The sequence below is a fragment of the Acidithiobacillus sp. 'AMD consortium' genome (assembly GCF_008926505.1).
Lineage (GTDB): Bacteria > Pseudomonadota > Gammaproteobacteria > Acidithiobacillales > Acidithiobacillaceae > Acidithiobacillus > Acidithiobacillus ferridurans.
Map to the genome: position 1 here is coordinate 1,359,637 of NZ_CP044411.1, position 26,712 is coordinate 1,386,348.

Below are 26,712 nucleotides of genomic sequence, written 5' to 3' on the forward strand. Positions count from 1 at the left end.
TGCCGAGATGACAGAAAAGATCCACGCCCCTGACAGATCCGTCTCCGACTACAAGGTCCAGCGCCTCGCCCGGGGCGGCAGGCTCAAGACGACGCTCGCCGGCGTTGCGGCGGGCGTTCTCGGTTACACGTTGGGCATATCCTATGTGGCCAGGGACGTGTTTCCCGGCTACCAGTGGACCGATGATTTCATCCAGAAGGCGCATGCCTACATCGCATTGCCCTACGGCTGGCGGCTATATGATCCCCTGCCGTTCCTGCGGCCGATGATCCTGAACATCCACTATCCAGTGATTCATCAGGCGTTCTATGACGCCGGTCTGCCGGCCGTGGTGCTGGGCATACTCACGGCGGGGATACTTGGGAAAAAGCACAAGGACGCGCAAAAAGCCGTCCTGGACAATCCTGTGCATGGCTCAGCGCATTGGGCGGGTAAAAGTGATGCGATCCGGGCGGCGCTCCTGCCTTCTCCACCGCCAAAGACGGTAATGGACTCCCTGCGCCCCTGGCTTGGCATGCACCCTGCGAAGGGCATGCACCCTGCAAAGGGCTTACACCCTGCAAAGGGGCTCAAGGGAGGTTCCGACTGGGCCCGCTGGAACGACCGGCAGGAAAAGCGGAAAAAGGAGGCCGCCGAGTGGCGGAAGAGGAGGGCGGAGAGGGAGAAGAAACGCCTGTCGGAGATCCCGGAGCCGACGGTTTTCGACCGGTTCGACTCCCCCCATGTCTGCTATGTGGGGGCCTTCGTCGAGAACGGCGCGGCCACTCCACTCCAGCACACTGGAGCGGAACACATCCTGGTCTTTGCCCCGACCCGGTCGGGCAAGGGCGTGGGCCTGGTGCTGCCCACGTTGCTGGACGGCTGGATGGACTCGGTGGTCGTGCATGACATCAAGGGGGAAAACTTCAACCTGACGGCGGGCTATCGCAAGGCCATGGGCCACCACATCCTGAAGTTTTCACCGGGATCGGTATCCGAAGAAGGTTGCCACTTCAACCCGCTGGACGCGGTGCGTGTCGGAACCCAATACGAAGTCAAGGACGTGATGAACATTGCCACGATGATCGTGGACCCGGATGGCAAGGGCCTGAACGATCACTGGCAGAAAACCGGTTTTGCCCTGCTCACGTCCATCATCCTGCATGTGCTCTACGCCATGCCGGACAAGACCCTGCGGGGCGTCGCCGCCTACCTCAACGATCCCACGCTGGAAAGCGTGGACGTAGCCTTTGAGCGCATGATGCAGACGGAGCATGACCCGGATGAGCAATATGGCTGGAGGGACGGCAACGGCCAGTGCTCCAGGGTCCATCCGGTCATCGCGCAATCCGCGCGGGAGATGCTGAACAAGGCCGAGAATGAAAAATCGGGCGTCATTTCGACCATGATGAGCTTCCTGTCCCTCTACCGCGATCCCATCGTCGCGAAGTGGACCGAGTATTCGGACTTTCGCATCGCCGACCTTCAGGACGCCGAACAACCCGTCTCCCTGTACCTGGTCACCAGTCCGGAAGACAAGAACCGGCTCAAGCCCCTCATTCGTCTGGTGCTCAACCAGATTGCCTCCCAGTTCACCGCGGAAGAACGCCTGGAAGCGAAAGACGGGCGAATCGTCGCCAAGGGAAAGCATCGGCTGCTCTTGCTGCTCGACGAATTCCCGAGCCTGGGCAAACTCGATGTGTTCCTGGACAGCATCGCCTTCCTCGCAGGCTACAACGTCAAGCTGTACCTCATCACCCAGGATATCGCCCAGCTGGAAGATGAAGGCCACGGCTACGGCAAGGCCGGGGCCAAGACCATCATCGGCAACTGCCACATCCGGGCGGCCTACGCGCCCAACCAGGTCGAGACGGCCAAGTGGATCTCCGACATGCTGGGCACCCGTACGGTGACCATGGAAAACGACAACCAGAGTTTTGACGGCTCCCTGTTCGGTCAGAACAAGGGCTATTCGACGAGCCTCAGCTACCAGTCCCGCCCCCTGCTGACGGCGGATGAGGTCATGACCTTGCGGGGACCGGAAAAGGAAGGTGCCAATATCCAGACCCCGGGCGATATGCTGGTATTCGCGGCGGGCTTTCATCCCATCTATGGACAGCAGCTGCTCTATTTCAAGAACCCGGAATGGCTCGAGCGTGCATCCATTCGGTGGCCAGAGAAGAGCGATTCCATCCCCGGAGCCAGGAAAGACTACAAGGCCATACTGGGTGAGTCGGGTGGAACGCTACCCATCCCCCATATCGAGAAAAAACCGGAAGGGCAGGATCCTGTCGAGGAAGTAAGCGAGGCTGAAAGGGCGGCATTGGCCGCGGCGGCTGGCGATCTGGACGCCGTGGCAGGAGAGTGCAAGCCCCTCGCGGGGTGCAAGCCCTTTGCTGAGTGCAAGCCACTCGCGGGGCGCAAGCCCACGGGGGACGGGAAATATGACACGTCCGAGCGGGACGCGGAGAGAGGCGTTATCGGGGGGTTGATGGGGGATGACGGCGACGGATGATGGTGGATGGTTCCTGCAAGAGGGAAAACCGCCTAATATAGATATCAGGGACCGCATGAGGGCTTTCTTTAACCCCTCGCTGATGATCGATACCAGAGGAGCGTCCAGAATGAATGCCGTTTTACCTTCTATCATCTCCGAGTTTGAGACCGCCGAGCAGGAGGCCAGCTATACTGCGTGGCTGCGTACAAAGGTCGCGTCGAGCTTGGCTGATCAGCGACCCAGTATTCCGCATGACGAGGTGATGGCCGAAATGGACGCGATCATCGCGGAAGCGGAAACCTCTGCTCAAAGGAAATTCTGAGTTGTTACCCATTATCTGGCGGGCCTCGGCCCGCGATGACTTGGCGAATATCATTCGCTACATCGCCAACGAGAATCCGCCAACGGCGCGGCGTATGAAATGCCTGCTGGAAGAGTCTGTCTTGCCTACTGCCGAACATCCCTACCTGTACCGCATCAGCGATCGCGTGCCGGGCTTGCGTGAGATCGTCGCGCACCAAACTACATAGTGCTCTATCGTGTCACGGCCACCTGCATTGAGATCGTGAACGTGGTGCATGCCCGCCGTGAGTTCCCGGTTTCCACCCAAAATGAGTAGCCTCATTGTAATGTCCCATAACAGCCCCTCACAGGCAGGCGGAGAACCCCGCAAAACCGGGCCATCCGTCGCTCATGATGCCGATCCAACGAGGCAGAAGGGCGAATTCTGTCTGGTATAGAAAAACCAGGTCTGGGTCTGCCCCGGAATATTCGTTGATAAATTCCTCAGGACGCTCCATATTCATAGATGATAAAAATGCGGAGGAATATGTCATGCCTATTTCAACTGGAAGAATCGCTGTGATTGCCTTGGGTATTTTGGCTTTGTCAGGCTGTGCTGTTGGCCCCTACGGTCGATATGGATATCAGGGGTACAACCAGCCGCCCCCACCCCCTCCTGGTCAGTACAACAACGGCTACGGCAATCCACCACCGCCGCCACCTCCTCCTCCCGGTCAGGGGCCTGGTCAGTACAACAATGGCTACGGTAATCCGCCGCCCCCACCCCCTCCTGCGCCATAAGCAACATTCTGGGACAAGTTCAGCTTTATCCAGTAAAACAATAAAAGAGGATTTGCTATGCCGCGTAAACCGATTGTACTCAGTATCGCCATGGGCCTCGCCGGATTAGGGGTTTTATCACTCTCTATACCGGCGTCTGCTGCGCCGTTTGATCTCAGTGTCATGCTGGGCGATCTCGGGATCAATCTCGGTAACACGGGCTTGCCCCTGCAATATGGCTATTTTGAGCCACCCTCCGCGTATACCAACTATTACAGTCAGCCACTCTATGCGCAGTACATGATGTGGTACTACTACCCGCAGACATACTACCAGTATTATCCGGCACCGCCCCCGCCTATGCCGGCGGGGGCACCGCCTCCACCGCCTCCACCACCTGGTGCGCCGCCGCCGCCACCACCTGGCACTTATTTTAATTATCTGGGGGTGCAACCACCGCCACCGGCTCCACCTGGCGCACCACAACCACCCCCGCCTGGTCCTCCCGGTGGACCAGGCTTTGGGCCCCCAGGGGGACCACCACAGGGTCTCCAACCGGGTGGACCTGGATTCGGCCCACAACAAGGTCCGCCTCCCGGAGGACCACCTGGAGGAGCTCAGTTCCAGCAAGGACCAGCAGGAGGGCCTCCGCAGGGACCACAATTTGGTCCGAGAAGGGGGCCACCACAGGGTGGACCAGGAGGGCCGGGACCTCAACAGTTTCCCCAAGGACCTATGGGTGGACCTGGATTCGGCCCACAACAAGGACCGCCTCCCGGAGGACCAGGACTTGGAGGACCTCTACAGGGACCACAATTTGGTCCGAGAAGGGGGCCACCACAGGGTGGACCGGGAGGGCCTGGACCTCAACAGCCACCCCACCAAGGACCTATAGGTGGTCCGCCTCCACCGGGAGGACCAGGTGGACCGCCCCCTGGAAGTCCCGGCGCGCCTTAACGGCCAAAACAAAACGAGCCGCTCATCATGGGGCTCGTTGTTTGGTACTCTTTACGCCCTCAATAAACGAGAAAACAGCATCCACAAGACCGAATGATGCATCCTGTCCTGTAGACCAAGAACAAACCAATTGAACCGCCATCGACTTCAAAAGATCCCCCATGACAGCACCAGATACCGCTAATTTTCTCACCCTGGACGCCCTGCTAACCAAGATTAATCAGATGATTTCTGGCGCTGAAGATGAGTCAGTACTTCTGCAACACATATGCGAAATCGCTGTGCAGCAAAGCGGTCTGAAGCTGGCCGTTGTTTCCCGACCAGATACACAAGGGCGATTTCAGTTTCTTGCCGCTGCCGGACAAGTGGACTACCTCAAAGATCTGTTCATCTCCAGTGATGCGCAGATTCCGGAAGGGCAAGGTCCCGCAGCTCGCGCTTGGCGCGAGGCGCGCGTTTATTTTGGCACTAATTTTACGAAGGAGCCGTTCCTGGCCCCCTGGAAAAAGCGTGCGCAGGCCTATGGCCTGGCCGACAGCGCAACACTGCCCATCTTCCGCGACGGAAAGGTCTGGGCAATTTTATCGGTATATCGCGGCGACGAAGCCCAATTCGACGACGCCCTGCAGACCATACTGCAACAATTGTCCCTCCAGATCAGTCAGGGCCTGGAGCGACTGCAGGATGTGCAGAGGTTGCGATTTTTGCGCGCATCGGTGGAGGCGCTGGAAGACGGCGTCACCATTGCTGACCCGCAAAGACACCTTATCTATGTCAACCAGGCTTTCCTGAAGCTCACCGGCTACGCCATGAAAGAAGTGCTTGGCCGCGACTGCAAGTTCCTGCAAGCCCCGCAGACCGATGCGCAGACAGTCCGGCAGATTGCTATTGCTTTGGCGCAGGAACAGTCCTACACCGGAGACATTCTCAACCAGCGCAAAGACGGCACCCTGTTCTGGAATCGGTTGCACATTGACCCGGTTCTCAATGACCAGGGCGCATTGACCGGATTCATCGGCCTGCAACGGGACATCACACAAGAGCGCGAAAACAGGAACCTCATCCAGACACTGCTGGACAACGCGGCGGTGGGGATCACGGTAGTACGCCAACGCCAAATCGTGCAGTGCAACCAGCATCTAGCAGGCATGATAGGTCTGTCGCCAGAGCGCGTGATCGGGCAAAGCAGTCGGTTGTTTTACCCCGACGAGGCAACCTGGGAACGGATCGGACAGGCCTATGCCGAACTCCTCCAAACGGGATCGACCATTATCCGCCATGTAATGCTTGCGCACTACCACAATCAAAACCCACCAGTCGTCGACGCCTTTGTTAAATTGCTGGACGATCAGGAGACCTCCATCTGGACCGTGGTGGATGTGACGGAGTCGGTACAGCAGGCACAACAGCTAAAGAAACTGCAAAATATCTATCAGGCGTTGACGGTAGAAGCGGATATTCTTCTGCAGGGGCGTAATGTGCAGGACATGCTGGAAACCACCTGCACCCGGCTCGGGGAAATGGGTATCTTTCACACGGTCGGCGTTGTGCGTCCCGATGCGCAGGGAAGGGTGCGGGTGTTAGCTGGAGCGGGTCCCGGGATCGAGATGATGCAACCGTTTCAAATCCACGTGGACGATCCCTCTAGCATGTCTGCGCGCGCATGGCGCGAGCAGAGAACCATCGTACATTCCGATTTCTCCTCCTCACAGGCAGATCGTCCGTGGGGGCAGGTACTCGCTACATCCGGATGGGTTTCGGCATTGGCGACTCCCGTATGGCGAGATGGGACGCCCTTTGCCGTTATAAAATTTATTTCCACGGAGCAGGTGTTTGATGCCGATACCACCACCGCCTGTGAGCGCTTGGCCTCCTTGCTCGGCCATAGTCTCGACGAGCATGACCTCAAGGAGCACTTGCGTTTACTGCAGGAACAGGAGGCGAAGATCGCCAGGACCGACCTGCTCACGGGATTGCCCAACCGGCGCTTCCTGGAAATCCAGATGGAACAGGCCATGGCTCGTGCCGAACGCCACAACCAGCTCCTGGCGGTCTGCATGCTGGATCTGGACGGCTTCAAGCCTGTCAACGATACCTATGGCCATGGGGCCGGAGATGAAGTGCTGGTGGCCTTGGGAAAACGCCTGTCCGAAGCCTTGCGCAAATCGGACTTCGTCGCCCGCCTGGGAGGGGATGAATTCGTCCTGCTGGTGGAAGATCTCGAGGATCTGGACGATCTTGCCAACATCATGAAAAAGATCGAGGACACCATCACCGCCCCCATTCCGCTGAGCAATGGCAAAAGCGTTCAGATCGGGGCGAGCATGGGGGTCGCCCTTTACCCCTTTGGGGATACAGACACGGGGGACAAACTCCTGCGCCTGGCGGATCAGGCCATGTACGAGAGCAAGGCAAATAAGGCGGCCCGGGAGCGCTTCTGGGTGCTTTTTGGCGAGGAAGTACAAAAAGAAAAATGCACCCCCGGGCAACAGCTTTTGGATGCTGGGGCTCTGGAGGTCTGGTATCAACCTGTCCTGGATAGCCGGACACGCAGGGTGGTCGGTGTCGAGGCCTTGGCACGTCTACGGGATACGGATGGTACCCTCTGGACGCCGGCGGAGTTCCTGCCGCAATTGCAGATTGGAAATCTTTCTTGATCTGACCGGGAAAGTCTTGGCGCAGTCCTTGGCCGATCTGTCTCTTCTGGATGCACATGGATGGTCCCTATGGGTCTCTGTCAATCTGGATCCACGCTCCGTCTCGGAAGGCTGCGTCACCTGCCTGGAGGAAATGATCGCCCAAAGCACCGTGGATCCCTCCCGCATCACTCTGGAGATTCTGGAGGGAGATAATTTCCTGGAACAGCAGAAGGCGTTGGACCATCTCCGGGAAATAAAAGCATTAGGCGTCCGGCTGGCCCTGGACGATGTGGGCAGCGCCTATAGTTCCCTGCTACGCCTGAAGGACCTTCCCATCGATGAGATCAAACTGGACCAAGGCTTTATCCGCTTCTTGGAGCAGCGACCTCAGGATCTGCATTTTGTGGGTGCCATTCAGGACCTCGCTGCGGGCATGGGCGTGGATCTGGTGGTGGAGGGGGTGGAAACGGAGGATATTCTGGATGCGATCATCGTCACGGGTGCGCAGTTCCTACAGGGCTACGCCATCGCCAAACCTATGCCGCTATCAGAATTGCAGGCATTTCTCCAACGCCCCCCCTGCCATGGTCGACCGCATCCAACCAGTCTGCTGGGATTTTATGCCAAGCAAATCGCAGCCCATAATGCCCTAAAAAAAGCGATGCTCCATACCCCCCATCTAATAGACTATGTGGCAGTGGCCGACGCTACCATCTGTCCTGGCCATAACCATATCCGCAGATTAGGAATTGGTGACCACAAACGACTGGAGCGACTCCATCAGGAGTACCACCAATCCATTGCGGCCATGGGCGAACGGTCGATTTCCTCTCCGAACAATGGTGACTGGAGCGACGTAGATTCAGCGGAGAATGCGTTCGAACAGGCCATTATAGGTGCTTACTGGTACAAGAAAATGGAAGACGGAAATCCGGCTTGTGAAGCAGAGAAGCCAACATGATCTACGCCGCCTTGGCGGTGGAAGAACCGAGCAAAACCGGCCACTCTGCCACCCATGGCACCGATGCGATAAGAAAGAATGGTACAAATTATCTTGCTAGGCGATGGATTAAACCGTTATCTCAAATTCAGGGTCAACTATACCGTTTCTGGGGGTGCCCAGCGATGTCGCTCAGGGGCGGACAGTTGCCGGATGGCCTCCGCCTTCTTGCACAAATACAGTTGTTCTGCCTTTTGCAGTTGTGCTTTTGTCAGGTGAAAATAAATACCGACCAGATATCCATAGTGAGAATGAGAGAGAGTTTCTACCCGGACAATGGTGGCCGTGGTTTCGCAGCTGCCACAACCAGAGATCTCAAATTCCGCCAACAACATTTCTCCAGAGCGGAAATCTGCGGCATCGGTATAAAAACTTGCACCACTGGGACCAAAGTCATATAGCTTGGAGAGCAGTGTGCTCCCATTTCGGCGACGCACGATAATGTCTCCGTCCAGGCGCAGACGTTGTTTTTGGCGGGCGCGTCGAGTCAACACCAGGTTCGGCCTACGAAAATGATGCGCACCTTTCTGAAAAGATTTCCAGTCCGCAAAAAAACCAAGAAGATTAGGTTTGGCGAAGAGAAATATAAGCGCTTTGTTATAGCTGGGGATTTCTCCGTTGGCCGGCGTCGTCGGCTCCAGGACCAAGTCCCCCATATCCCACCCCTGCGCATGGCAGAGAAGACCGTCATCATCCTCTTCTGGACCGTAAACAATGGCGCTCCGCCCCTCTACGGCACCCAGAGCCTCCGGTTCTGGCAGTGGGAGTTCATCTGCCCCGCTGAGGAAGACCAGTGGTAGATATTCCACGAGTGGAAGTCCAGACCGATGCGGCAAAATTAAGGCTAGCTCGGTATCGCTTTCGGTAAGGCTCATATCCGATCATCCTATTTGTTTTGGTTTATCCAGCGGAAGCAATCCACACCATCAAAAACATGTTTTAATAATCTAATTTTATTAACAGTACGATTGTTTCACCTCTAGATATTATCCCGGCTTTCACCCGCCATGGCCAGCAATTCGGCCAGCAGCAAGCCATTTTCCATATCCAGCAGCTTTCCCTGTTCCATGGCTCCATCTGCATCCCCAGCATCAAAGTGCAACTTGGCCACACGGGCGACCTGATGAAGGCGTTCGTGGCGAGTGAGGAGACGCATAAATTGGGGGGTCGCACCAAAACGTTGTTTTCCCTCCCCACGCAACCACAGACCCAGATGACAATACTCCTCGGCATCCTTTTCAATAACATGGGCGGGAAACGGGTTTTCCTGGCGCAGTGCGCCGATGAATTTCTGTACGCGCAGGATGTGCCCCTCCAGGATGGGCGACAGGATATTCAGGGGATGCAAGGAATCTTTCGTCCGTGGAGCCGGGCGAAAATGGGCTACCCAAGCAGGAACGTCCTCTGCCGGAATCGGTTTGGAGAAAAAATACCCTTGCAGGTGGTTACAGCCCGTCTTCACCAACAAGTCGACATGATCTGCCGTTTCTACCCCTTCCGCGATCACGTTCATACCCAGCATGCGGCTGGCCGTGATGACCGCTGTAACGATAGCGAGATCCTTGGGGTCATCGATCACATCTCGCACGAAACTCTGGTCGATCTTGATGGAATCGGCAGGGAGCCGCTGGAGGTAGGTCAGAGAGGCATTGCCCGTGCCGAAGTCGTCGAGGGCAACGCGTACTCCCAAGCGATGGCAGGCGACCAAGAGTCTTTGCGCTTCTAGCATATCTCGCAAAGGAGCCGACTCGGTGATTTCGATCTCGACCAGCTCCGGCCGCAGGCCAGGGTACTTGGCCAACATCTCCTGGAGATCCTCCAGGAACCGGGCATCCAGCAGGTGACGGGTGCTGATATTGACCGACACACGCAGTGGATGGCCCGCTTCTTGCCAGAGGGCTGCCTGATGCAACGCCACGTTCAGGACAAAGCGACCGATGGGCCGCGCGAGGCGGACATGATCCAGGGCGGAGAAAAAGGCTGCGGGTGGAATCAAGCCTCTCTCCGGGTGTTGCAGGCGGATGAGGGCTTCCACCCCTATCACCGCTCCGGCGCTGGACACGACCGGTTGGTAGTACAGCACCAGACGGTTTTCCTGCAACGCTTGTTCGAGCAGGGCACGCGTCCCTGCTTCAGTCCGCATGGCCTCATCCAGGGCTAAGCTATGCAGTTGAAACTGATCCCGGCCCGCGTCCTTGGCGGCATAGAGCGCCATATCGGCGTGCCGGATTAGGGTGCTGGCATCACTGTCATCCAGTGGGAAAAGGGTGATACCCAGGCTGCCGGTAACGCTGGCCGCTTCACCATCGATTTCCAGCGGCTCACGGAGGGCGGCGAGTAATCGTTCGCTGACACCGTCTAGATCGTCGAGGCGCTCCAGGTCTGGCAATATCAGGCCGAACTCGTCGCCACCCAGACGAGCAAGGATGTCTCCTGCCCGTAACTGCACCTGCAGCCTTTGCACCACGGCTTGCAGCACCTGATCTCCAGCACCATGCCCCAAGCGGTCATTCACCTGCTTGAAGCCGTCCAAATCCAGAATCGCTACCCCCAGAAGCCGCTCGTGCCGCAGTGTTTGGTTTCTGGCGTTCTCCAGGAAGTCCATGAAGAGGAAGCGGTTGGGCAGGGCGGTAAGGGGATCGCGCAAAAATTGATTGCGTAGCAGAAATACCAGTTCCCCAAGATGGGCAAAGGCATTGAAGTATGCCGATCCAACCCGTTGGAAATAACCCTTTTCGCGCACGCCGATCAGGCCTGCGCCACGCAAATCCTCTGTCCCGAAAGGAAAGATGCCGATTTCCTCTACTTGGTTGCGCAAGGCCTTGATCCATTCCGGCGCTTGCGGATCATCCACGGCTTGGATGATGCTCTGCCCACTTCCCAACGCTTTCCAGCAGGGATCTCCGGTGCTCTTCTGGAGCTGTAGCCCTGGCGACAGAAGCCCGGCCTGGTGCTCCAAGGTTAAGGTCTCTCCCATGACGTCGCTCACCATGTAACCGGCCAGACGTACGCTGCCGCTCTTGGCCGGCAAGTCGTCGCAGATTTGCTGCAGCAAGTCTTCCGGCCGCAAAGACACCTTGCCGCGAGGGGCGGCAAGGACGCTCATCAGCACATTAGACAAGGCCAACCTCTCGGAATCGGTCTCGCGGGAGGCGTGGGCGTAGCCCTCGAGCTGAACCATGAGGTCACCGACCAGCAGACGGAACAGGGCGTCCCGCAGCAAATCCCGGTCACTCTCGGGAACCTGCACCTGAAGTATTTTTTGCCAATGGCGCCAGTAGAGAATATAGGCGCCGGCGATCCAGGAGGGTCCGATGCCGAGGTGGTGGTGCAGAGCCCCGATTTTGCGCATGGACTCCCGCCACGGCCTATCCAGGCGGCTGACCAGAAGGCCTTTAGCGTGTTCCGTTTGCTTCTGGATCAGAGCGTCCAGACGCGCGCTGGAGAAATCCCGGAATACGGCGGCGGTGGCGGGATGACTGAGCAGATAATCGTAAAAAGCGTGGGCAAGCGCCGATGCTTCTTTATCCAAGGCATCGCGATAACGGTCGATGACCTGAAAGTCAGAATCCTGCAGGCCAAGAAACGCGGGTAGAGTGCCACTATTGTCAATAATCATTCATGTACTCTTATATAATGTTTATTAGGGGCTGATGTTCCTCTGCTTTTTTCAATCGATCAAGATCACTTCAACGTCATGCGGACAAGAAAAATATAGTATGGACTGGCCCGCCCTGTGAAAAAACTCGAAACCGGCCTTTTTGAGAGGGCAACCAGCCACGGGCGCCATGACTAACAATCAACAGGTTGCCGTTTTCGAAAATCACTCTTGATTGAGATTCTCGATTTTACCTGCCTGATGACGGGTTTTGAGAGGACGTGACCATTCGCGCTTTTTCGTTACGCTGTAACAGCTTTTTACAGAACACCTGATTGCCCATCCAATTGTCCATCATGCAATAATATCAAAATAATCAATTGTTTAGCGAATTAATGAATGCCGCAAACTGGCAAATGCCCACATGTTGCCCAAGTGGCCTCTTCTAGGCGTCAGTTTCCGTAACTAACTGCATCCTTCCGGCCTCATACAGGGCCTGCAACTTGGCGCGCACCACGTTGAGTTCCATATCAATCGAGGCAATAGGGGCGCCGCGCTGTTCGCGCCGCTGAAGCAGGATGTGGCGATGGTTCTGGAGTTGGGCAATTCGGGTTTGGCGGTAGCTTTCGTTCATGATGCTTCTCCTGTGGTGGCGGTCATGATCTGTAAGGTGCCGGTGATTTTTATCGGGCATGCTGACGCCTGGATAACCTGAGCCCGCTTGAGGAAAGGCATATTCCGAAGAATTGCGCTTTCATTCAGCTTACGGTCAGTAAACAGGTCAAAATCGACGGATTGCCTGTGCCCAAGCTGTAACGCGATGGCGGGTCCGCTGAATATTAATACCACCCCCCTTTCGCGCATCAGAGGGTCAACCGGCCCGCGCCCAATCCTTATCGAACTGCGTTTGCAGCTTGCCGATGTCTGACCCGTTGAGCAGCAGGCCCATTTCCCGGTTATTGTCCAGGCTGGTCTGGGTGAAATTTTCGGAGCCGATGAAGGCCAGCGACTTGCCCGCGATCATCTTGGCGTGCATGTACAAGGGCTTTTTCGATAGCAAACGTACGCGACAGCCATGCTCCCGCAAGAAAGCCACAGCCCGCTTATCCTTCGCATTGATGCTGGCCGGCAGGATCATCCGGAGATTCCGGCCCTTCGCCGCCAGGGCATCCAGAATGGGTGCGTATGGCCCTAATTCCTCGCTCTCTACGTCGATGGGACCGGGCTGGTCGATCACTTGCAGCAGTTGCGCCGCAGACGTCCCCGGAGAAAGAACCAGCACCCGATGCGCGTAAGCCGGTGCGCGTTGATTGCCGCCCTGCGCCGCAGTCCAGTCCGCATTGAACACCGCGTTGACCGCCTGAACCACGGTCGCGTTGCGTGTGACATCGACATACTCCCGGTTCCGGTGGAAAGCCGACCAGTCGAAATTTGCCGTGCCGATCTCGACCTCATGCCCATTGGCACAATACTTACAGTGGAAAAACGAGTAGTCATTGCCGTGGCTGGTGAAGCGCGGCGGGGCCACCTTCCACCGTGCGCCGGTCGCGGCAATGGTCCGTTCCTCCCGGCGCACCTGCCAGGGCTTCATGCCGTAGGGCTTGCCCTCGATGATGACGCGCACATCCACCCCACGACGGTGAGCCGCAGCGAGGGCGCGAAGGATTTTGCGGTCGGACAGATAATACACGCCTACGTCCAGTTCACGGCGGGACGAATGGATGACCTGGATAATGGGTGCTGGACCTGCCTGTGGTTCGATAGAAAGCATATTTTTCCTTCTCAGGCCAGACTTGGTGTCTGGGTTGGTATTTTCCGGGATTTCCGAACCTCTATTTTGACCTGTGGCTTACTGGGCACCCTGCATTCCGGAACAGGGTCTTCTGGCAATGCCAGGTCGCGCGGATAATGAAACCCACTTCCGCCCGTTCCGGCTGCCATGGACGTCTCGGCACCACCACAGGATTTTACGATGTTCTGTTTAATTTCCTGGATATCCCCATCGGGTTGCGTGGTGTCCTGAATCGGTGCCTGTTCTTTTTTTGGCTGCCGCCGCACCCCATACTGGGGAGCATGGAAAATTTTGCTGATACCCAATTTACAGCCCTTTGCGGTATTTCAACCGCACGTCCTGGCACTGGGGACAAACGTAAATGTCGACTTCCAGCTTTTTCTCAAAGGCTTCTTCGCCGTCGGTAGCCACCTGACCGCCCAGGAAAGCAGCGCCCGCCCCCAACATGCCGGTCAGCCCACCCATACGCAGGCCGTGTGGGCCCTGGTAGGCCATATTGGTTCCGCAGGTGCAGATGACCTGCTGGACGTTTGCGTGATCGTTGTGTTCGCCAAATCCAAACATGACTATTCTCCTTTAGGGTTGGGCCAATATGAGACCGCAAAACAACCTCAAGCGTTCACGCTCCTTCATGTCGCGGTTTGCGGTCACTCGTTTAACACCAATTCCAACACCTCAACGATCTCCACCGTTCCCATCGTCCCGGGCAATGCGCGCCCGGCCTTTGCAAAAGCCCTCTCCAACAAAGGGCGGGGGAGGGTCACCGTCACCTGATTCGGCAGGGATGCCCCCGGCAGGGATGCTCCATCCGCCGGATCTCCGACGACCACTCCGTTCTCATCCACGGCGCCCCCATCCTCGATGTCCTCATCGCTATCAACTTCGGACAGGTCAATCGTGGACAAATCTACTTCTTCCCCATTGGCATCAAAAGCCCTTGCAGGGTGCGAACCCATCACGGCCCCATTTTCCTGCTGCATGTCTACCTCCTGCGGTTTTCCGCTCAAACCTTGTTCGTACCGGTCTTCCTCTCTATCCACCAGCACGCGGGAGAGGGTTTCCCCGGCCTGCAGGCTGGCACGGATGGCGTCCAGCACGATGCGCTTGTCCTCGTCCTTCATCCATCCTTTCATGCGACTGATGTCCGTTTGCCCGATGGACTCCAGCGGCACGCCCAGATACTCCGCCACCGCCTGCGCATCTTCGCTCCCCAGAGAGAGCATCTGATGTACCCATGCCTTGGATCGACCCAGCCGCTTGCCCAGATCCGCCAGGCTCGGCTTGGGATCCAGGCTATCCATCAACTGCTTTACGGCCTTCGCCGTATCCACGGGCGTCATATCCGCCCGCGCCAGGTTTTCGACCAGCTGCATTTCCAGCCGATCAGCGTCTGTGTCGGGCTCCAGGATCACGGCGGGAATCCGGGATAGGTCATAGCCCTTACGACGGCATGGCTGACCACTGTCCCGGGCAGCCATGGATGCCCTCCAGCGCCGCTCGCCCGCTATGATCCGATACCTTCCCGACGCGACAGGATGTACCGCGATGGGCTGCAATACCCCATGCTGCAGGATGCTTTCCCTCAGCAGTTCCAGATCGTTGTCGATGGCGTCCTGCGCCCCGGATGCCACAAACGTCTTGCGCGGCTGCTCTGGGTCCGGCTCGATCTCCGACAACTCCAGAAAGAGCGCCGAAGCGGCTCCGCGGCCTATCGTTCCGCCCGCGACGTCATTCCGTTCATCCGCACGGGCCGCTTCCTGTCCCGGAAGTCGTCTACCGGGTAGACGATCGGCTTTGGTATCGGTCTCGCCGGAATCTCCCGCCATCTCGGCCAGCGTGCGCTTCATCTCATCAAAGAGATTCTCTGAAAGATCTACCTTGGCCATTTTATCCCTCCTTCACCGTTTCTTCCGTCGGCACCCGGTCTGTTTCCAGAATCATCTTGCAGGCCATGGCCCATTTCGCCGCCGCCGCGTCTTTCGGGTCCAGCTTCCAGACGGGCATCCCCTGTTTCATGGCGTTGGAAACAATCTGCCGATTGGTCAGATGCACCGGAAGCACATGCTGACCGAAACCCGACTCGGTGATCGCATCCACGACCATCTGCTGATTCGTGGAGTTCAAAACCCGCTTGTTGATGACCAGGGACAATCCCAGATCGACCTGCGAGGCAATCTCCCGCCAAACCTTAAGCAGCGAAGTGAGCCCCTGCAACGCCAACAGGTCGGGCTCCACGGGCGCCACCAACAACCCGCCCAGATAGAGCGGGGCCAGCTGCTGTACGCCGGCGGCTGGTGGCGTGTCGATGACCACCACATCGAAATCGATGTCGAGCAAACGGCTCATCGCCTCCTGTCCGGACTTCAATCCCTGCTTTTCCACCAGATGGACATGCTGGTGGCCTGGCAGGATTTGGAGATCCCCAAACCGGGTATCCTGGAACTCCAGGCGGGTGTCCCCATCCCACAGTTCCAATACCGATTTGCCGCGGCCATACTGCTCCCCCGTAGTGATGAAAGTGGCGTTGCGTTGGCCGTCCATATCCACGAGCAGGGTCTTTTTCTTCGCCGCCATGCTGGCGTAAGCCGCAATGTGAACGGCAAGAGCGGTCTTTCCTACTCCGCCCTTCTGATTGGTCACGGTAATGATCTGTGGCATCTCTCCCTCTCTTCTCGCGCTTTGCTAGCGCGAAACTTCGTTTTCCGCCGCTCCTGCTCCTGCAGTGGCGGATACAGAATCCAGGAATACCAATACAACATCGTATAGAGCACATCGGGCAGGCCTACTCCGTTGCGGCGGCTGACCTCTGCCAGGTTGTCCGCCAGATGCGCCGGAATCCGCACGTGCACTTCCACCCATTCCGGGCCGGACACGGCCGGAGGGTGCCCATCCCGCCATCGAAGTCCTTTCTCCCAGGCTTTTTCGGCCAGAAACCGGGAAGCGCAGTCCTCATGGACGGCCCGCAGCGTCATCCCCTGAACGAAGGCCAGAGCCTGAATGTACAGGTGCATCTTCAGCGGGATGACTGTCGATTCCCCCGCATAGGGCATACCGTTAAAGAGAGATGGTGTCAGCATGATTTTCCCGGATTGACCCTTTCACGAATGGGTATAGATCAGCGCCGGGCCAGATCGTCTACCGGGTAGACGATTTACGAAGGCTTTTCCAGGGTCCACAAGAGCAGCAACCAGCCGGCCAATGAAGCCATGGCCAAGACCGGAGGTATTCTCAAGGTTCATCGCTATCCCGGCGGCGCATTGGTGGTCAAGGAGAACTTCGCGAAGGATAAGAAGCCGACCGGGGTCACGGCAATGCTCAAACTCAAGGGATATGATTCGGCGGATAGGGATTGGGTGATGGCCGCCTACGATCCTCGGGGGAAGATATTGGCCTACGGCAAGATGGGATCCTGCATCGCCTGCCATGTGATGGGCCGCAAGCAGGATCTGGTTTTTGCTCCCCCGCCGACCCAACTCCTGCCGGTTTCTACCTGGAAGGCGTTTTTCCGAAAACAAGAGATTTCTCCGGTCTACGCCCACCTCTTGAAAACGCATGCCGCGAATGTCATGCAGTGATGGAGTGCGCTCAGACCATTCCCGGGCGCTTGGCTGGGGGCGCCATGAATTCCGGCCCCACCGGGTTCGGTACACAGCGCGCAAGGATGGCTTCGATCTCTGTCTTGCAGTCGGCATCCAACTTCCAACCCTCCACCTCGTTCACCGGATCGATTTGGCCGGGATGGCGCGCGCCCCAAAGCGCAATGGTTGGCCCCTGATCCAGTACCCAGCGCACGGCCAAAGCTAGTACAGATTTGCCATAGCGTCGCTGCGCAAGTTCGCGCAGTTCATCCACCGCGCGGAGGTAATGGGGGAAGCGTTCGCCTTGGAATTTCGGGTCGATACGGCGGAGATCATCACCCTCGAATTTCGTATCTGCCTGTATTCGTCCGCTCAGGAGGCCGCGGCACAGCGCACCGTAACCGAGCACAGTGAGGCCGGTTTTCTCGGCGTAAGGCAGTTCGGCCGCCTCGATGCCGCGCTCGAATAGGTTATAAGGAGACTGTAGCGCATCCAGCCGGGCAGCGGAGCGGAAAGCGTCCATCTGCGTTGGTGTGAAACTGCTGACTCCGATGGCGAGGATCTTGCCTTCACGGCAAAGATCCTCCAGCACTCGGGCGGTTTCCTCAAGCGGCGTCTCCAAGTCCGGCCAGTGCACCTGGTAGAGATCGATCCGATCTGTGCGCAGGCGGTGCAGCGAATCCTCGATTTCCTGACGGATGCGAGTCGGACGGCTGTCGCGAAATACCTTGCCGTCCTTCCAGGCAAGACCGAGCTTGGTGGCAAGCTGTACTTTGTCCCGCAGTTTGCCTTCCTGAATCGCCCGGCCGACGATTTCCTCCGACCGTCCGAAACCGTAAACCGGGGCGGTATCGATCAGCGTGATGCCGCGCTCTACGGCGCGTTGGATGGTTTGAATGGACTCCTTCTCATCTGTGCCGCCCCACATCCAGCCGCCGATAGCCCAAGTGCCGAGGCCGATACGTGAGGTGACAACGGCGCTATGGCCGATGGTAATGGTTTCCATGTACTGCTCCTGTATGGTCCAGTCAATACAAGCCTACCATGAAGGCAGGTCCGCACAAGGAGGATTGATCAGAGTCCACACGAATCCACAGAGATCCGGTATGGTTTCCACTCTCATGCAGGCGGTGACCCGATCGGTTCACCGATGCTGCTTCCGGAGGGGTGGAAGTTCGCCAGGAAGCTCGCATGGCAATAGTCGCCTTTCATATCGGCTGGAGAATCCCATACCGGCCCGCTCTGGTGGCGGTCGTTTAGATGTTTTATAAATATAGTACCGACAACGTCCAGGGACGCAGTTTGAATCACTCGCACCAGCAATCGCCCCGACACAACTCCTATGTCCCGCGCTGGCTGCACCGGCTTTGGCTGGGTTTCATGGCGGTCGTGTTGGTGGCAGGGGCATGGCTGGCCTGGTCCGACTGGCAGCAAACCCGGTCTTGGGAGATATCCGGCCTTCGGACGCTGGTGGCATCGGTGGCGGAGGGGACGCGGGTGATGCTGGATGGCACCCGGATCTCGCTGGTGTTGCTGGGGCGGCAATTGGAGTCGGGTTCGCCGGTCCTGGGCCCCGGCGCAGGAAAAATGCTGCGGGACTATCTCGCGCTGCAGCCGGATCTGGCCGCTGTGGGGACCCGCATACCCGATGGGCAGGTGCTAACGGCAGGCGGAGGCCGGCATTTCCTCGCCGATCTCCTGTTTGCCCTCGATAACCCGGTGAATGCCCGGCGGCTGGGGCTAAATCCGGTGCAGCGGAGCGCGCTGGCCCAATGCCTGCATTCCCCGGGCTTCTGCCTTGGCCCTCCGGTACGCGATGTTTTCGCCGGGGCCGGTCATGGCCTCTGGATGATCCCCCTCTTTCAAGTAGTTCCGATCAAGGGCGGCAGCCGGCAATTGGTCGCCTTGCTGCCGCTCGTGGACGGTCGCATGCCGTCCTGGCGGGGGCTGCCGCTGCCATCCCGGGTGTCCATCTTCCTGCTGCGGGACGACGGCTTCCTGGAAAGCCGTTCTCCGCCGCCCACCCAGACCACTTACGCCGTCCGCCAGCACGGCATTGCCGCGCGCTATGTCCTTGCCCATCCGGAACTGCCGTCGGGCGTCTATTATGGCCTGTCCACGGCGGTGGACCAGTGGCGCCTGGGTGCCGTGCAGCGGATCAAAGGCTATCCCCTGGTGGCAGGGGTGGGCATTCCGCGTTCCGTTTTGTGGGCGGACTGGTGGAATAGCGTCGAGGGGCCAGCCGCCGGTGCGTTCGGTCTGCTGCTGTTGTCCATCTTCGGCTACGGCTACCTGCGGCGGGTCGGCCGAGAGCGGGAGGGGGAACGGCAAAGCGCGGAGCAGACCCTGTGGGAGGAGAAGGAGCGGGCGGAAGTCACCCTGCATTCCATCGGGGATGCGGTGATCACCACCGATACCGAAGGCCGGGTGATGGACATGAACGTCGTCGCCGAAGCGTTGATGGGCTATGCCCGGACGGAAGCCGTGGGCAGGCCCCTGGAAGACGTCTTCCGCATTGTCCAGGAAGGCAGCCATGCTCATTTGGACAATCCCGTCCGGCGAGTTCTGGAAGAGGGCCAGGTGGTGAGGCTGGCCAACCACACCATGCTCCTCACCAAGGACGGCCAGGAACGCGCCATCGAGGACAGCGCGGCGCCCATCCGAGACCGGCAGGGCGTACTGTTGGGCGTGGTCCTGGTCTTCCACGACGTCACCGAGAAGCGCCGGCTGATCGCCGAACTGGCCCATCAGGCCACCCACGACGCCCTCACGGGCCTCCCCAACCGGGTGCTCTTCATGGACCGGCTGGGCCATGATCGAGCCCAGACCCTGCGCCATGAGCACCTGCTGGCGGTGGGTATCCTGGACCTGGACGGCTTCAAGCAGGTCAATGACCACTTCGGACATGCCGCTGGCGACGCCCTGCTGCAGGAAATGGCACAAAGGTTGCGTAGGGAAATGCGTTCCGGGGACACCTTGGCACGCATGGGCGGCGACGAGTTTGGGCTGCTCCTCTCGGATGTCGGGAGCCTGGAACAGGTGGAAGACGCCTGCACGCGCCTGCTGGAAGTGCTCCGCGCTCCCTTCTATCTGGGAGACGAGGAGATCCCGCTGTCCTCCAGCATCGGCCTGACCAGCTATCCGCTGGATGACAGCCTGCCGGAGGACCTCCTGCGCCATGCGGATCTGGCCCTCTATGCGGCCAAGGCCGCCGGGCGGGATCGCTATCATTGGTTCGACTGGCCGATGGACAAGCTGCAGCAAGAGGCCATGGAGGTGCGGAAGATGACGGAAAATGCGCTCGATCGGGGCCGCCTGCTGCTCCACTATCAGCCCGTGGTGGAGATCGGCAATGGTCCCGTGGGCGTGGAGGCCCTGATCCGCCTCGACCACCCCGAGCGCGGCCTGCTGCCTCCCGCCGCCTTCGCCGCCGCCCTCGACGCACCGCGCCTGACCCGGCACATCGGCTGCTTCGTGCTTGCCACGGCTCTGACCCAGACCCAGACTTGGCATCGGCAGGGCATGCCCTTGCGCGTCTCGGTGAATATCAGCGCCCACCATCTCCTGGACCAGCGCTTTCTGTCCGACCTGCGGGCCGCCCTCGACGCCCATCCGGATCTGCCCCCATCCGCCGTCGAGATCGAGATCACTGAAACGGCCCCGCTGCTGGATTTCGCCGGGGCGCGGGAAACCCTGCTGGCCTGCAACCGCCTGGGAGTGCGCATCGCCCTCGACGACTTCGGCACCGGCAACGCCTCGCTGACCTATCTGCAGAAGCTGCCCGCGCAGACCATCAAGATCGATCAGAGCTTCGTGCGCGACATCATCAACGATCCCAAGGATTACGCCATCGTCTCCGGCGTGGTCACCAGCGCCCGACTCTTGGGCCTGGAAGTGATTGCCGAAGGGGTGGAAACGGCCGAACACGCCGCCATGCTTGGCCACTTGCAGTGCCACTGCCTGCAAGGCTATGCCATCGCCCGGCCCATGGCACCGGAAGCGATCCCGGGTTGGATCAGACAGTATAAGCCTTTGCTTTATCATGGTTTTTCTGCAACGCCTACCCCAACTAGCATGATTTCAATTCATAATCAACGTGTTAAAAGATTTATTGGAGCGCTGCGCCACCAGGCTCCCTTTCCCTCCTTGGTCATCGAACCCGAGGCGGAGCAGCAATGCCATTTGGGACTATGGTTGCAAGGGGAAGGAAGGCTCCAATATGGGGACGACGCGGCCTTCTACCAGCAATTGCTGGCACGGCACGCCCATCTGCACGCCCTAGCCCGGGAAGCCAAGGCCCTGTACGACGCGGGGGACGGGGAAGGGGCGGAGCAGAAAGGGGCGGAGTTGGAACGGGAAAACCAAGCGCTGAACTCGCTCATCATCACAACTCATTGACCAAAATACGCGACAAGCTCCGCCCTCCAGGGTGGGGTAGTTGACGACCCACACCGGTATCTGCACGGTCGCCATATTCCGCGACTTTTCGAAGCATCTTTTGGCCTCCAGCTTTAGTTCCCAAGGTTAGTCACCGTTCCGAAGCCAGAACTGACTCCCGGGAATCGTCCACCAGGGAACCGCCCGTTGCAGGATGCTGGTTTCCGGGATCGGGCCATAATAGCTGGAGTCAAAGGCATAGTTGCCTGGGGCGTAGAGCCAGATCTGCCCACGCTTCAGGTGATAGATGCCGAAAGGGTAATGGACAATCCGGTGATGGTGGCCGGGCGTCCAGCGATCCACATGGGAGTTGGGCAGAGTGTGCCCATCTACTCGGACCCCGGATCTCGTAAGCCGCACGGTCTGCCCAGGGATGGCGGCGATCTCTTTGATCCACGGCTGTCCAGCGGGAAACCAGTGGTACTTCAGGCCTTCCGCAACGGCGGCGTGATGGGCGGGGCCAGGAATCTCGACTTCGACCAGTTCTCCGTTGTGCAACGGATAGGGCGAGCCGAGAAGCTGGTAGAGGCCCACCGGCTCGCAGGTGGAGTCGTTGAAGACCAGATGCTGGTACTGCATCCAAAGACCAACATCCGCGACCAGGGTGATCAGCCCGGTCCAGATCCAGAACATCCACCAGAATCCGCGTTTAGCGATGGTGATGAGTCGTGTGTTCAACCCGATGTCCCTCCGGAAGATTTGCGTTGGTGTATTTGCCAACAACCAGGCGGGCGACTATGCTTCGTCCATGAAAGCGGAAAAACTGTTTCAACGGCGGGTAATCCTCTCGGAGACGGCTTTCGCGGAAATCGTGATTTGGCGCGTCCCTGCGCCGATATCTGGCAGCATACACTCGTACAAATACCGGCTTGCCTACGTGATTCGTGGGGAATGTGTGCTGCGATACGACAATGAGGCCGGAAAAGGCGATCATCGCCATATAAATGGTCGGGAGGAGGCGTATCGCTTCTCCAGCCCCCGTCAACTGATGACTGACTTCTTTGAAGAGATAAGGAGGTGGAGTGATGAGCACGCTGACGATTGATATTCGATCCCTCCGGGACACCCTGGACGATGCCGTGCAGGCGATGGAAAGATTGGAATGTTCACAGCCGCATATCAGCTTTGAATCGCCGGAACTCCTATGGAAAATCCTGACTGGCAAGCGCTGGGAGATCCTGAGGGTCATGACGGCTGCGGGCCCCTTGGCGCTACGCGAGATCGCCCGGCGGGTCGGGCGCGACGTAAAGTCCGTACATCTGGATGTCCATGCGTTGCTGGACGCAGGACTCATCGAACGGCAGGACAATGGCTTTGTGTTTCCATACGATGCCGTGCATGTGAATTTTCTGCTCAAGGCAGGTTGAGTTATATTCATCGGCTTTTTCCGCCATGCGCTTTGGCGCGCCGGTCCAGAAAGAAACGCGCAGGCGCCGTGAATGGCCGAAAGGGGAAGAAGAATAGCCGCTCGAACTGGGTGGCCCCCCAAAGCAGGGCTTCGGCCACCTTGCGCGGGCCTGACCGCTCGAAGAAGGCGATGAGCCTCTGGTCAAGCCGAGCGATGACTTGTCGAAGAGGATTGCTCACGCACCCGCTCCTTCAGGACAATGATCGCCTTTTCCAGAGAGGCTTTCAGGGTAGCAATGTGCTGTTCAGCCGGAATCCGCGAATAATCCGCAGAGAGCACCTTTTCCCATTTGGCAATCCACTGTTGCGCGGTGAGGGGACGGGACAGGTGCGTCTTGAGCAGATCCTTGAGTCGTTCACGACTCTTAGCCTCCAGGGAATCCAGAACGGACTTCCAGGCCAGCATTGGATCGCAGGGATCAGTTGGGTTTCCCATGGAAACTCCTGCCTTCATATGATCAGGCTTCTTCATCCGTTCCCCCCATCATTGATTCACCGCGAACAATACCGGCACCCTGAAGAACGCAGCCCAGGCCTTTGCCGACACTCTCTGGATGGCCGGGATATCCGTCCCCCGCGCCCACCAGTCATTGGCCGGTGCCAACAGGATTTGTATCCCATGCGGGTATAGATCGAGGGCCGGCCACATCAGCAATTGCTCGTAGCAGATGAGATAGCCGACCTTTTTGCCGTCCATCTCCGTGGTTTCCGGTTTTCGGGAAAACGGGGTCATCCGGAAACTGCCCTGGGGGCGCCACGGGTGCCACATCGAGAACGGCACAGGGATATGATCCGGCAGTACCGTCTGGTGGCCATCCTGAATCTTCACCAGAGCATCCAGATAACCCTTGGCAAGGGGCACATCGGCCCCGAGCAACACGATTTGTTCTGGATGTCGCGCCGTCCAGCGGATGACCGGGCGCCAAATGGCCCGGGTGCCCGGCAGCCAGGGGCCCGCCACGGTTTCCGGGAGTAACACCACCTTGTCGCCAGAGCGCAGATCCGCCAGGACCTTCGGAGCCAGTTCCATGGATGCATCGACATAGGAAAGATTGGAACGCAGGCGGCCCAGGTGGGTATCGATGCCCACCCAGCCAGTGGGTGCCGTGGGCAGCGGGTGCCCCATCATGGCATTCAGGGAAGGGAAAGCAAAAGGCAAAAGCCAAAGAGCGACGATAACAAATCCAACCCCCAGCAGACGGGCCAAGATCTCTTGATTCTTCTGCGTCAAGCGCCCCAGCGCGAAGATCCCGAGAATGGTCAGCAGGATGCCGGTTGGGCCTGCGGCGACGGCGCCGAGCCAGGGGGAAGTCCAGCCGATGATTCCCAAAGGCGGGAAGATCGTGGATGTAGCGGATGTGATGACGGTGGCCGTGACCGCGCCAAAACCGCCGCCAGCAAGGCTGCCGCCAGCAGGGCTGCCGGCACGGAAATACAGAGTAATGTACGGGTACGCCAGATAGGGCAGGGCAAAGGCCAGAGATGACAGCGACCAGAACCCAATACCGAGAAACAGCCCGGCGTGTAGGAAGAAAACCGACGTGCCTTTGATGAGGCCATAGGTCGTCGCCAGGTGGTAACCCAGCATCAGCAGAAACGGGTGCAACCAGTGCCGCTTATTCACGATGGGCAGAAGCAGCAACGCCAGTGGGGCAAGCCAGATGGCATGAGGCCAGGCCAGGGTGCCAACCATGGCACCCAGGAGTGCCGGAATGGCGAATCCGGAGACGGGAGCGGACTTCCTCCGCGAATCGTCTACCGGGTAGACGGAAACGGGTACGTATTTGCTCTGCATGAGCAGGTATAGATCGGAGATGGGGCAGATCGTCTACCGGGTAGACGACAGGAAACCGTGCCCCCCTCCTGGCCTACGGCCTAGGAAGGGGAATGCGCGGGCATATGTTCAAAGCGGCAGGTCTTGTCCAAGCGAGGCGCCAAAATCCACGGCACTTGTCCTATCGCGGTGACAGAACCTGTCTGCAAGGCGGCGGGGTTTTAGACAAGGCGGACACTTGCTGGTCGTACATATCCGTACGATAATGAACACATCGTGATGGAATGGATGTGCTCGATGACCGGGTCGGAGTTTGAAAAGCGTGTGAAGCGGTTAGGTCAGAAAACCGGACAACCGGTGCGGTTCGATAGGCGCCACGGCCATGGTAGCCATGGACGCCTCTATTACGGCACCAGGTTCACCACGCTCAAAGACCGCAAGAAAGAGATCGGCATAGGTTTGCTAAAAGCAATGTGTCTGCAACTGGGCATTAGTCCGGATGACCTATAAAGGAGTTTAATATGCGATATGTTTACCCTGTAACGCTGGTAAAGGACGAGGATGGTGAGTTCCTCGCTACCTCTCGTGATGTTCCCGAAGCCATCACCAGCGGCGCCACCGAAAGCGAGGCGTTGCAAGCCATGAGCGATGCGCTGGGCGCGGCACTGGCAGGTTACGTGCTGGACCAGCAAGATGTTCCCTCACCCTCCACCCCCGCACAAGGCGAATACCTGGTGCCAGTAGCGGCGCTGGTAGCGGCCAAGTTGGCATTGAGATCAGCGATGCAATCAGAAGGCGTCAACAATACGGAACTGGCGCGACGCCTTCACCTATCTGAAGGCGCCATCCGTCGTCTGGTGGATATGGACCACGCATCGCGCATGGATAGGGTTATCGCGGCGCTGGCCGTCCTGGGCGCGGGCATCATCATCGAGGATCAGCGGCAAACGATGGTTGCGGCTTAACGCAGCGCCAAGAAGCAGCCCGCCATGTCTACCGGGTAGACAGCGCACGCAAGAGAAGGACATCAAGGCGGCGAAGCGCCTGGCTGCTGAATGGAGTGAATGACCATGAGTGAAAAATTGCCTACTTTTGACCCTGCCGAAGGGCTGACATCAGACGCCGCCATCGCAGCCTTCATCGCCGGTACGTTTGAATCTGCAGACGCCGGCTACATTGCGCACGCGCTGGGCGTCGTGGCCCGCGCCAAGGGAATGGCCCAGATCGCTGGGGAAACTGGTCTTTCGCGTGAATGGTTGTACCGCTCATTCAGCGAACGCGGCAATCCGACGCTCAAGACCACGCTAGCAGTCATGAAGGTCCTGGGGATTGAACTTACGGCAAAACCGGGCCCTCAGGGCCGATGATGGCCAAGCATATCGGTAAAGCCACCGACTATTAGACTATGCTCGCCCGAACTGACCGTTTTCTGAGCCTGGATAGCTCCGGTGTGCTATCACCGCACGACAACCAGGACTGCTACAACAGGGATCGAGCGAAGAGATCTTCCTGACAAGCATCGTTCCACGCATTGTGCGCTTCAGTTGTTTTTTGGGGGACAGGGCAGGGCAGGGCAGCGGGGCGGGCGATCGTCTACCGGGTAGACGGTCACGCGGGCCACGTTTTCCCGGAAAACGGTTCCGTCTTCCCGGAAAACGCCCACATGACCCCTTCTTTATCTTGCGTTCCGCTTTTCTTTCGGTAGACGCTTTTTTGGCGTTTTCGTCTACCGGGTAGACGATTTTTTAGAGCAGCGTTCAGCGGGAATACGCTTTTATTTACCGATTCTGGGTCCAGCGTCTACCGGGTAGACGATTTTTTGGAGCGTTATCCCCGCGATCCACGGTCCGAAGCCCAGACAACGAAGCGGGGTCCAACTGGACCCCCGGCGGCCCTCTGGGTTGTGGTCGGCAAGCCGGAACGTGTACCGGCTGGTCGTTACACGGTAACGAGCCGTCCACAAGGCGGTGGAGCTGCGGGGATAACGCGACC

25 protein-coding genes are annotated in these 26,712 nt (G+C 58.5%); 12 read left to right on the top strand and 13 right to left on the bottom strand.

Annotated features, from left to right (window positions below; translation table 11 throughout):
- The first annotated feature begins 7 nt into the window (after nt 1-7).
- The 5 genes from F6A13_RS07110 to F6A13_RS15800 all read left to right on the top strand — a co-directional run bounded on the left by F6A13_RS07110 (nt 8) and on the right by F6A13_RS15800 (nt 8,095).
- On the top strand, nt 8-2,494 hold the full coding sequence (locus tag F6A13_RS07110) for a type IV secretory system conjugative DNA transfer family protein (protein ID WP_012536711.1): 2,487 nt from the start codon (nt 8-10) through the stop codon (nt 2,492-2,494).
- Nucleotides 2,478-2,798 (top strand): hypothetical protein, encoded by a 321-nt coding sequence (locus F6A13_RS15585; protein ID WP_225981997.1) that lies wholly within the window; start codon nt 2,478-2,480, stop codon nt 2,796-2,798. Before F6A13_RS07110 ends, F6A13_RS15585 begins: the two co-directional genes overlap by 17 nt.
- Before the next feature lies 1 nt (nt 2,799).
- Nucleotides 2,800-3,006 (top strand): type II toxin-antitoxin system RelE/ParE family toxin, encoded by a 207-nt coding sequence (locus tag F6A13_RS07120; RefSeq protein WP_012536712.1) that lies wholly within the window; start codon nt 2,800-2,802, stop codon nt 3,004-3,006.
- A 1,650-nt stretch (nt 3,007-4,656) separates the two neighbouring features.
- Complete coding sequence (locus F6A13_RS07135) at nt 4,657-7,152, top strand: diguanylate cyclase domain-containing protein (RefSeq protein WP_049756718.1); 2,496 nt, start codon at nt 4,657-4,659, stop codon at nt 7,150-7,152.
- A 16-nt stretch (nt 7,153-7,168) separates the two neighbouring features.
- On the top strand, nt 7,169-8,095 hold the full coding sequence (locus F6A13_RS15800; protein WP_157293209.1) for an EAL domain-containing protein: 927 nt from the start codon (nt 7,169-7,171) through the stop codon (nt 8,093-8,095).
- A gap of 137 nt (nt 8,096-8,232) precedes the next feature.
- On the opposite strand, the gene F6A13_RS07145 is transcribed toward F6A13_RS15800, so the two are convergent.
- From F6A13_RS07145 to F6A13_RS07180, 8 genes are all read right to left on the bottom strand, one after another.
- Nucleotides 8,233-9,009, bottom strand: coding sequence for a PilZ domain-containing protein (locus F6A13_RS07145; protein ID WP_012536715.1), 777 nt, complete (start codon nt 9,007-9,009; stop codon nt 8,233-8,235).
- A 104-nt stretch (nt 9,010-9,113) separates the two neighbouring features.
- Nucleotides 9,114-11,753 carry an EAL domain-containing protein gene (locus F6A13_RS07150; protein WP_012536716.1) on the bottom strand — a complete coding sequence of 880 codons (2,640 nt, stop codon included), beginning with the start codon at nt 11,751-11,753 and terminating at the stop codon, nt 9,114-9,116.
- A 424-nt stretch (nt 11,754-12,177) separates the two neighbouring features.
- Nucleotides 12,178-12,366 carry a hypothetical protein gene (locus tag F6A13_RS07155; protein WP_009562011.1) on the bottom strand — a complete coding sequence of 63 codons (189 nt, stop codon included), beginning with the start codon at nt 12,364-12,366 and terminating at the stop codon, nt 12,178-12,180.
- Nucleotides 12,367-12,603: 237 nt separating this feature from the next.
- Nucleotides 12,604-13,503 (bottom strand): phospholipase D-like domain-containing protein, encoded by a 900-nt coding sequence (locus F6A13_RS07160; protein WP_009562016.1) that lies wholly within the window; start codon nt 13,501-13,503, stop codon nt 12,604-12,606.
- A gap of 327 nt (nt 13,504-13,830) precedes the next feature.
- Complete coding sequence (locus tag F6A13_RS07165) at nt 13,831-14,088, bottom strand: hypothetical protein (RefSeq protein WP_012607192.1); 258 nt, start codon at nt 14,086-14,088, stop codon at nt 13,831-13,833.
- 83 nt (nt 14,089-14,171) lie between these two features.
- The gene (locus F6A13_RS07170; protein WP_054609017.1) at nt 14,172-15,410 is read right to left on the bottom strand and encodes a ParB/RepB/Spo0J family partition protein; all 1,239 of its coding nucleotides are present in this window, start codon (nt 15,408-15,410) and stop codon (nt 14,172-14,174) included.
- Nucleotide 15,411: 1 nt separating this feature from the next.
- The gene (locus tag F6A13_RS07175; protein WP_012536720.1) at nt 15,412-16,182 is read right to left on the bottom strand and encodes a ParA family protein; all 771 of its coding nucleotides are present in this window, start codon (nt 16,180-16,182) and stop codon (nt 15,412-15,414) included.
- A complete protein-coding gene (locus tag F6A13_RS07180) occupies nt 16,161-16,601 on the bottom strand; it encodes a hypothetical protein (protein WP_009563488.1) in 441 nt (146 codons plus the stop codon). Before F6A13_RS07180 ends, F6A13_RS07175 begins: the two co-directional genes overlap by 22 nt.
- 129 nt (nt 16,602-16,730) lie before the next feature.
- Here F6A13_RS07180 and F6A13_RS07185 point away from each other — a divergent pair, with 129 nt between their 5' ends.
- Entirely contained in the window at nt 16,731-17,099 is a 369-nt protein-coding gene (locus F6A13_RS07185; RefSeq protein ID WP_009563487.1) for a cytochrome P460 family protein, read from the top strand.
- 10 nt (nt 17,100-17,109) lie between these two features.
- Here the strand turns inward: F6A13_RS07185 and F6A13_RS07190 are convergent, their stop codons facing one another.
- Nucleotides 17,110-18,108 carry an aldo/keto reductase gene (locus F6A13_RS07190; RefSeq protein ID WP_012536721.1) on the bottom strand — a complete coding sequence of 333 codons (999 nt, stop codon included), beginning with the start codon at nt 18,106-18,108 and terminating at the stop codon, nt 17,110-17,112.
- 254 nt (nt 18,109-18,362) lie between these two features.
- Between F6A13_RS07190 and F6A13_RS07195 the strand changes: the two genes are divergently transcribed.
- Nucleotides 18,363-21,500: an EAL domain-containing protein gene (locus F6A13_RS07195; protein WP_012536722.1), complete on the top strand. Its 3,138-nt coding sequence runs from the start codon at nt 18,363-18,365 to the stop codon at nt 21,498-21,500.
- Between the two features lie 126 nt (nt 21,501-21,626).
- Here F6A13_RS07195 and F6A13_RS07200 read toward each other — a convergent pair whose 3' ends face one another.
- A complete protein-coding gene (locus tag F6A13_RS07200) occupies nt 21,627-22,217 on the bottom strand; it encodes a S26 family signal peptidase (protein ID WP_225981998.1) in 591 nt (196 codons plus the stop codon).
- On the opposite strand from F6A13_RS07200, the gene F6A13_RS07205 reads away from it, so the two are divergent.
- Nucleotides 22,201-22,584, top strand: coding sequence for a DUF6516 family protein (locus F6A13_RS07205; protein ID WP_225981999.1), 384 nt, complete (start codon nt 22,201-22,203; stop codon nt 22,582-22,584). The genes F6A13_RS07200 and F6A13_RS07205 overlap by 17 nt on opposite strands.
- A complete protein-coding gene (locus tag F6A13_RS07210) occupies nt 22,565-22,906 on the top strand; it encodes a transcriptional regulator (protein ID WP_012536725.1) in 342 nt (113 codons plus the stop codon). The genes F6A13_RS07205 and F6A13_RS07210 overlap by 20 nt, the downstream gene beginning before the upstream one ends.
- 7 nt (nt 22,907-22,913) lie before the next feature.
- Here F6A13_RS07210 and F6A13_RS07215 read toward each other — a convergent pair whose 3' ends face one another.
- From F6A13_RS07215 to F6A13_RS07225, 3 genes are read right to left on the bottom strand one after another with little or no spacing between them, the layout of a single operon-like run.
- Complete coding sequence (locus tag F6A13_RS07215; RefSeq protein ID WP_012536726.1) at nt 22,914-23,126, bottom strand: hypothetical protein; 213 nt, start codon at nt 23,124-23,126, stop codon at nt 22,914-22,916.
- Entirely contained in the window at nt 23,089-23,382 is a 294-nt protein-coding gene (locus tag F6A13_RS07220) for a hypothetical protein (protein WP_012536727.1), read from the bottom strand. Before F6A13_RS07220 ends, F6A13_RS07215 begins: the two co-directional genes overlap by 38 nt.
- 48 nt (nt 23,383-23,430) lie before the next feature.
- Nucleotides 23,431-24,741 carry a conjugal transfer protein TraB gene (locus F6A13_RS07225; RefSeq protein ID WP_012536728.1) on the bottom strand — a complete coding sequence of 437 codons (1,311 nt, stop codon included), beginning with the start codon at nt 24,739-24,741 and terminating at the stop codon, nt 23,431-23,433.
- A gap of 276 nt (nt 24,742-25,017) precedes the next feature.
- On the opposite strand from F6A13_RS07225, the gene F6A13_RS07230 reads away from it, so the two are divergent.
- The 3 genes from F6A13_RS07230 to F6A13_RS07240 all read left to right on the top strand — a co-directional run bounded on the left by F6A13_RS07230 (nt 25,018) and on the right by F6A13_RS07240 (nt 26,087).
- Nucleotides 25,018-25,230 (top strand): type II toxin-antitoxin system HicA family toxin, encoded by a 213-nt coding sequence (locus F6A13_RS07230; protein ID WP_012536729.1) that lies wholly within the window; start codon nt 25,018-25,020, stop codon nt 25,228-25,230.
- Nucleotides 25,231-25,241: 11 nt separating this feature from the next.
- Nucleotides 25,242-25,685, top strand: a complete 444-nt coding sequence (locus F6A13_RS07235) for a type II toxin-antitoxin system HicB family antitoxin (RefSeq protein ID WP_009567290.1) — start codon at nt 25,242-25,244, stop codon at nt 25,683-25,685.
- A gap of 105 nt (nt 25,686-25,790) precedes the next feature.
- Nucleotides 25,791-26,087 carry an addiction module antidote protein gene (locus F6A13_RS07240; RefSeq protein WP_012536730.1) on the top strand — a complete coding sequence of 99 codons (297 nt, stop codon included), beginning with the start codon at nt 25,791-25,793 and terminating at the stop codon, nt 26,085-26,087.
- Nucleotides 26,088-26,712 lie beyond the last annotated feature (625 nt).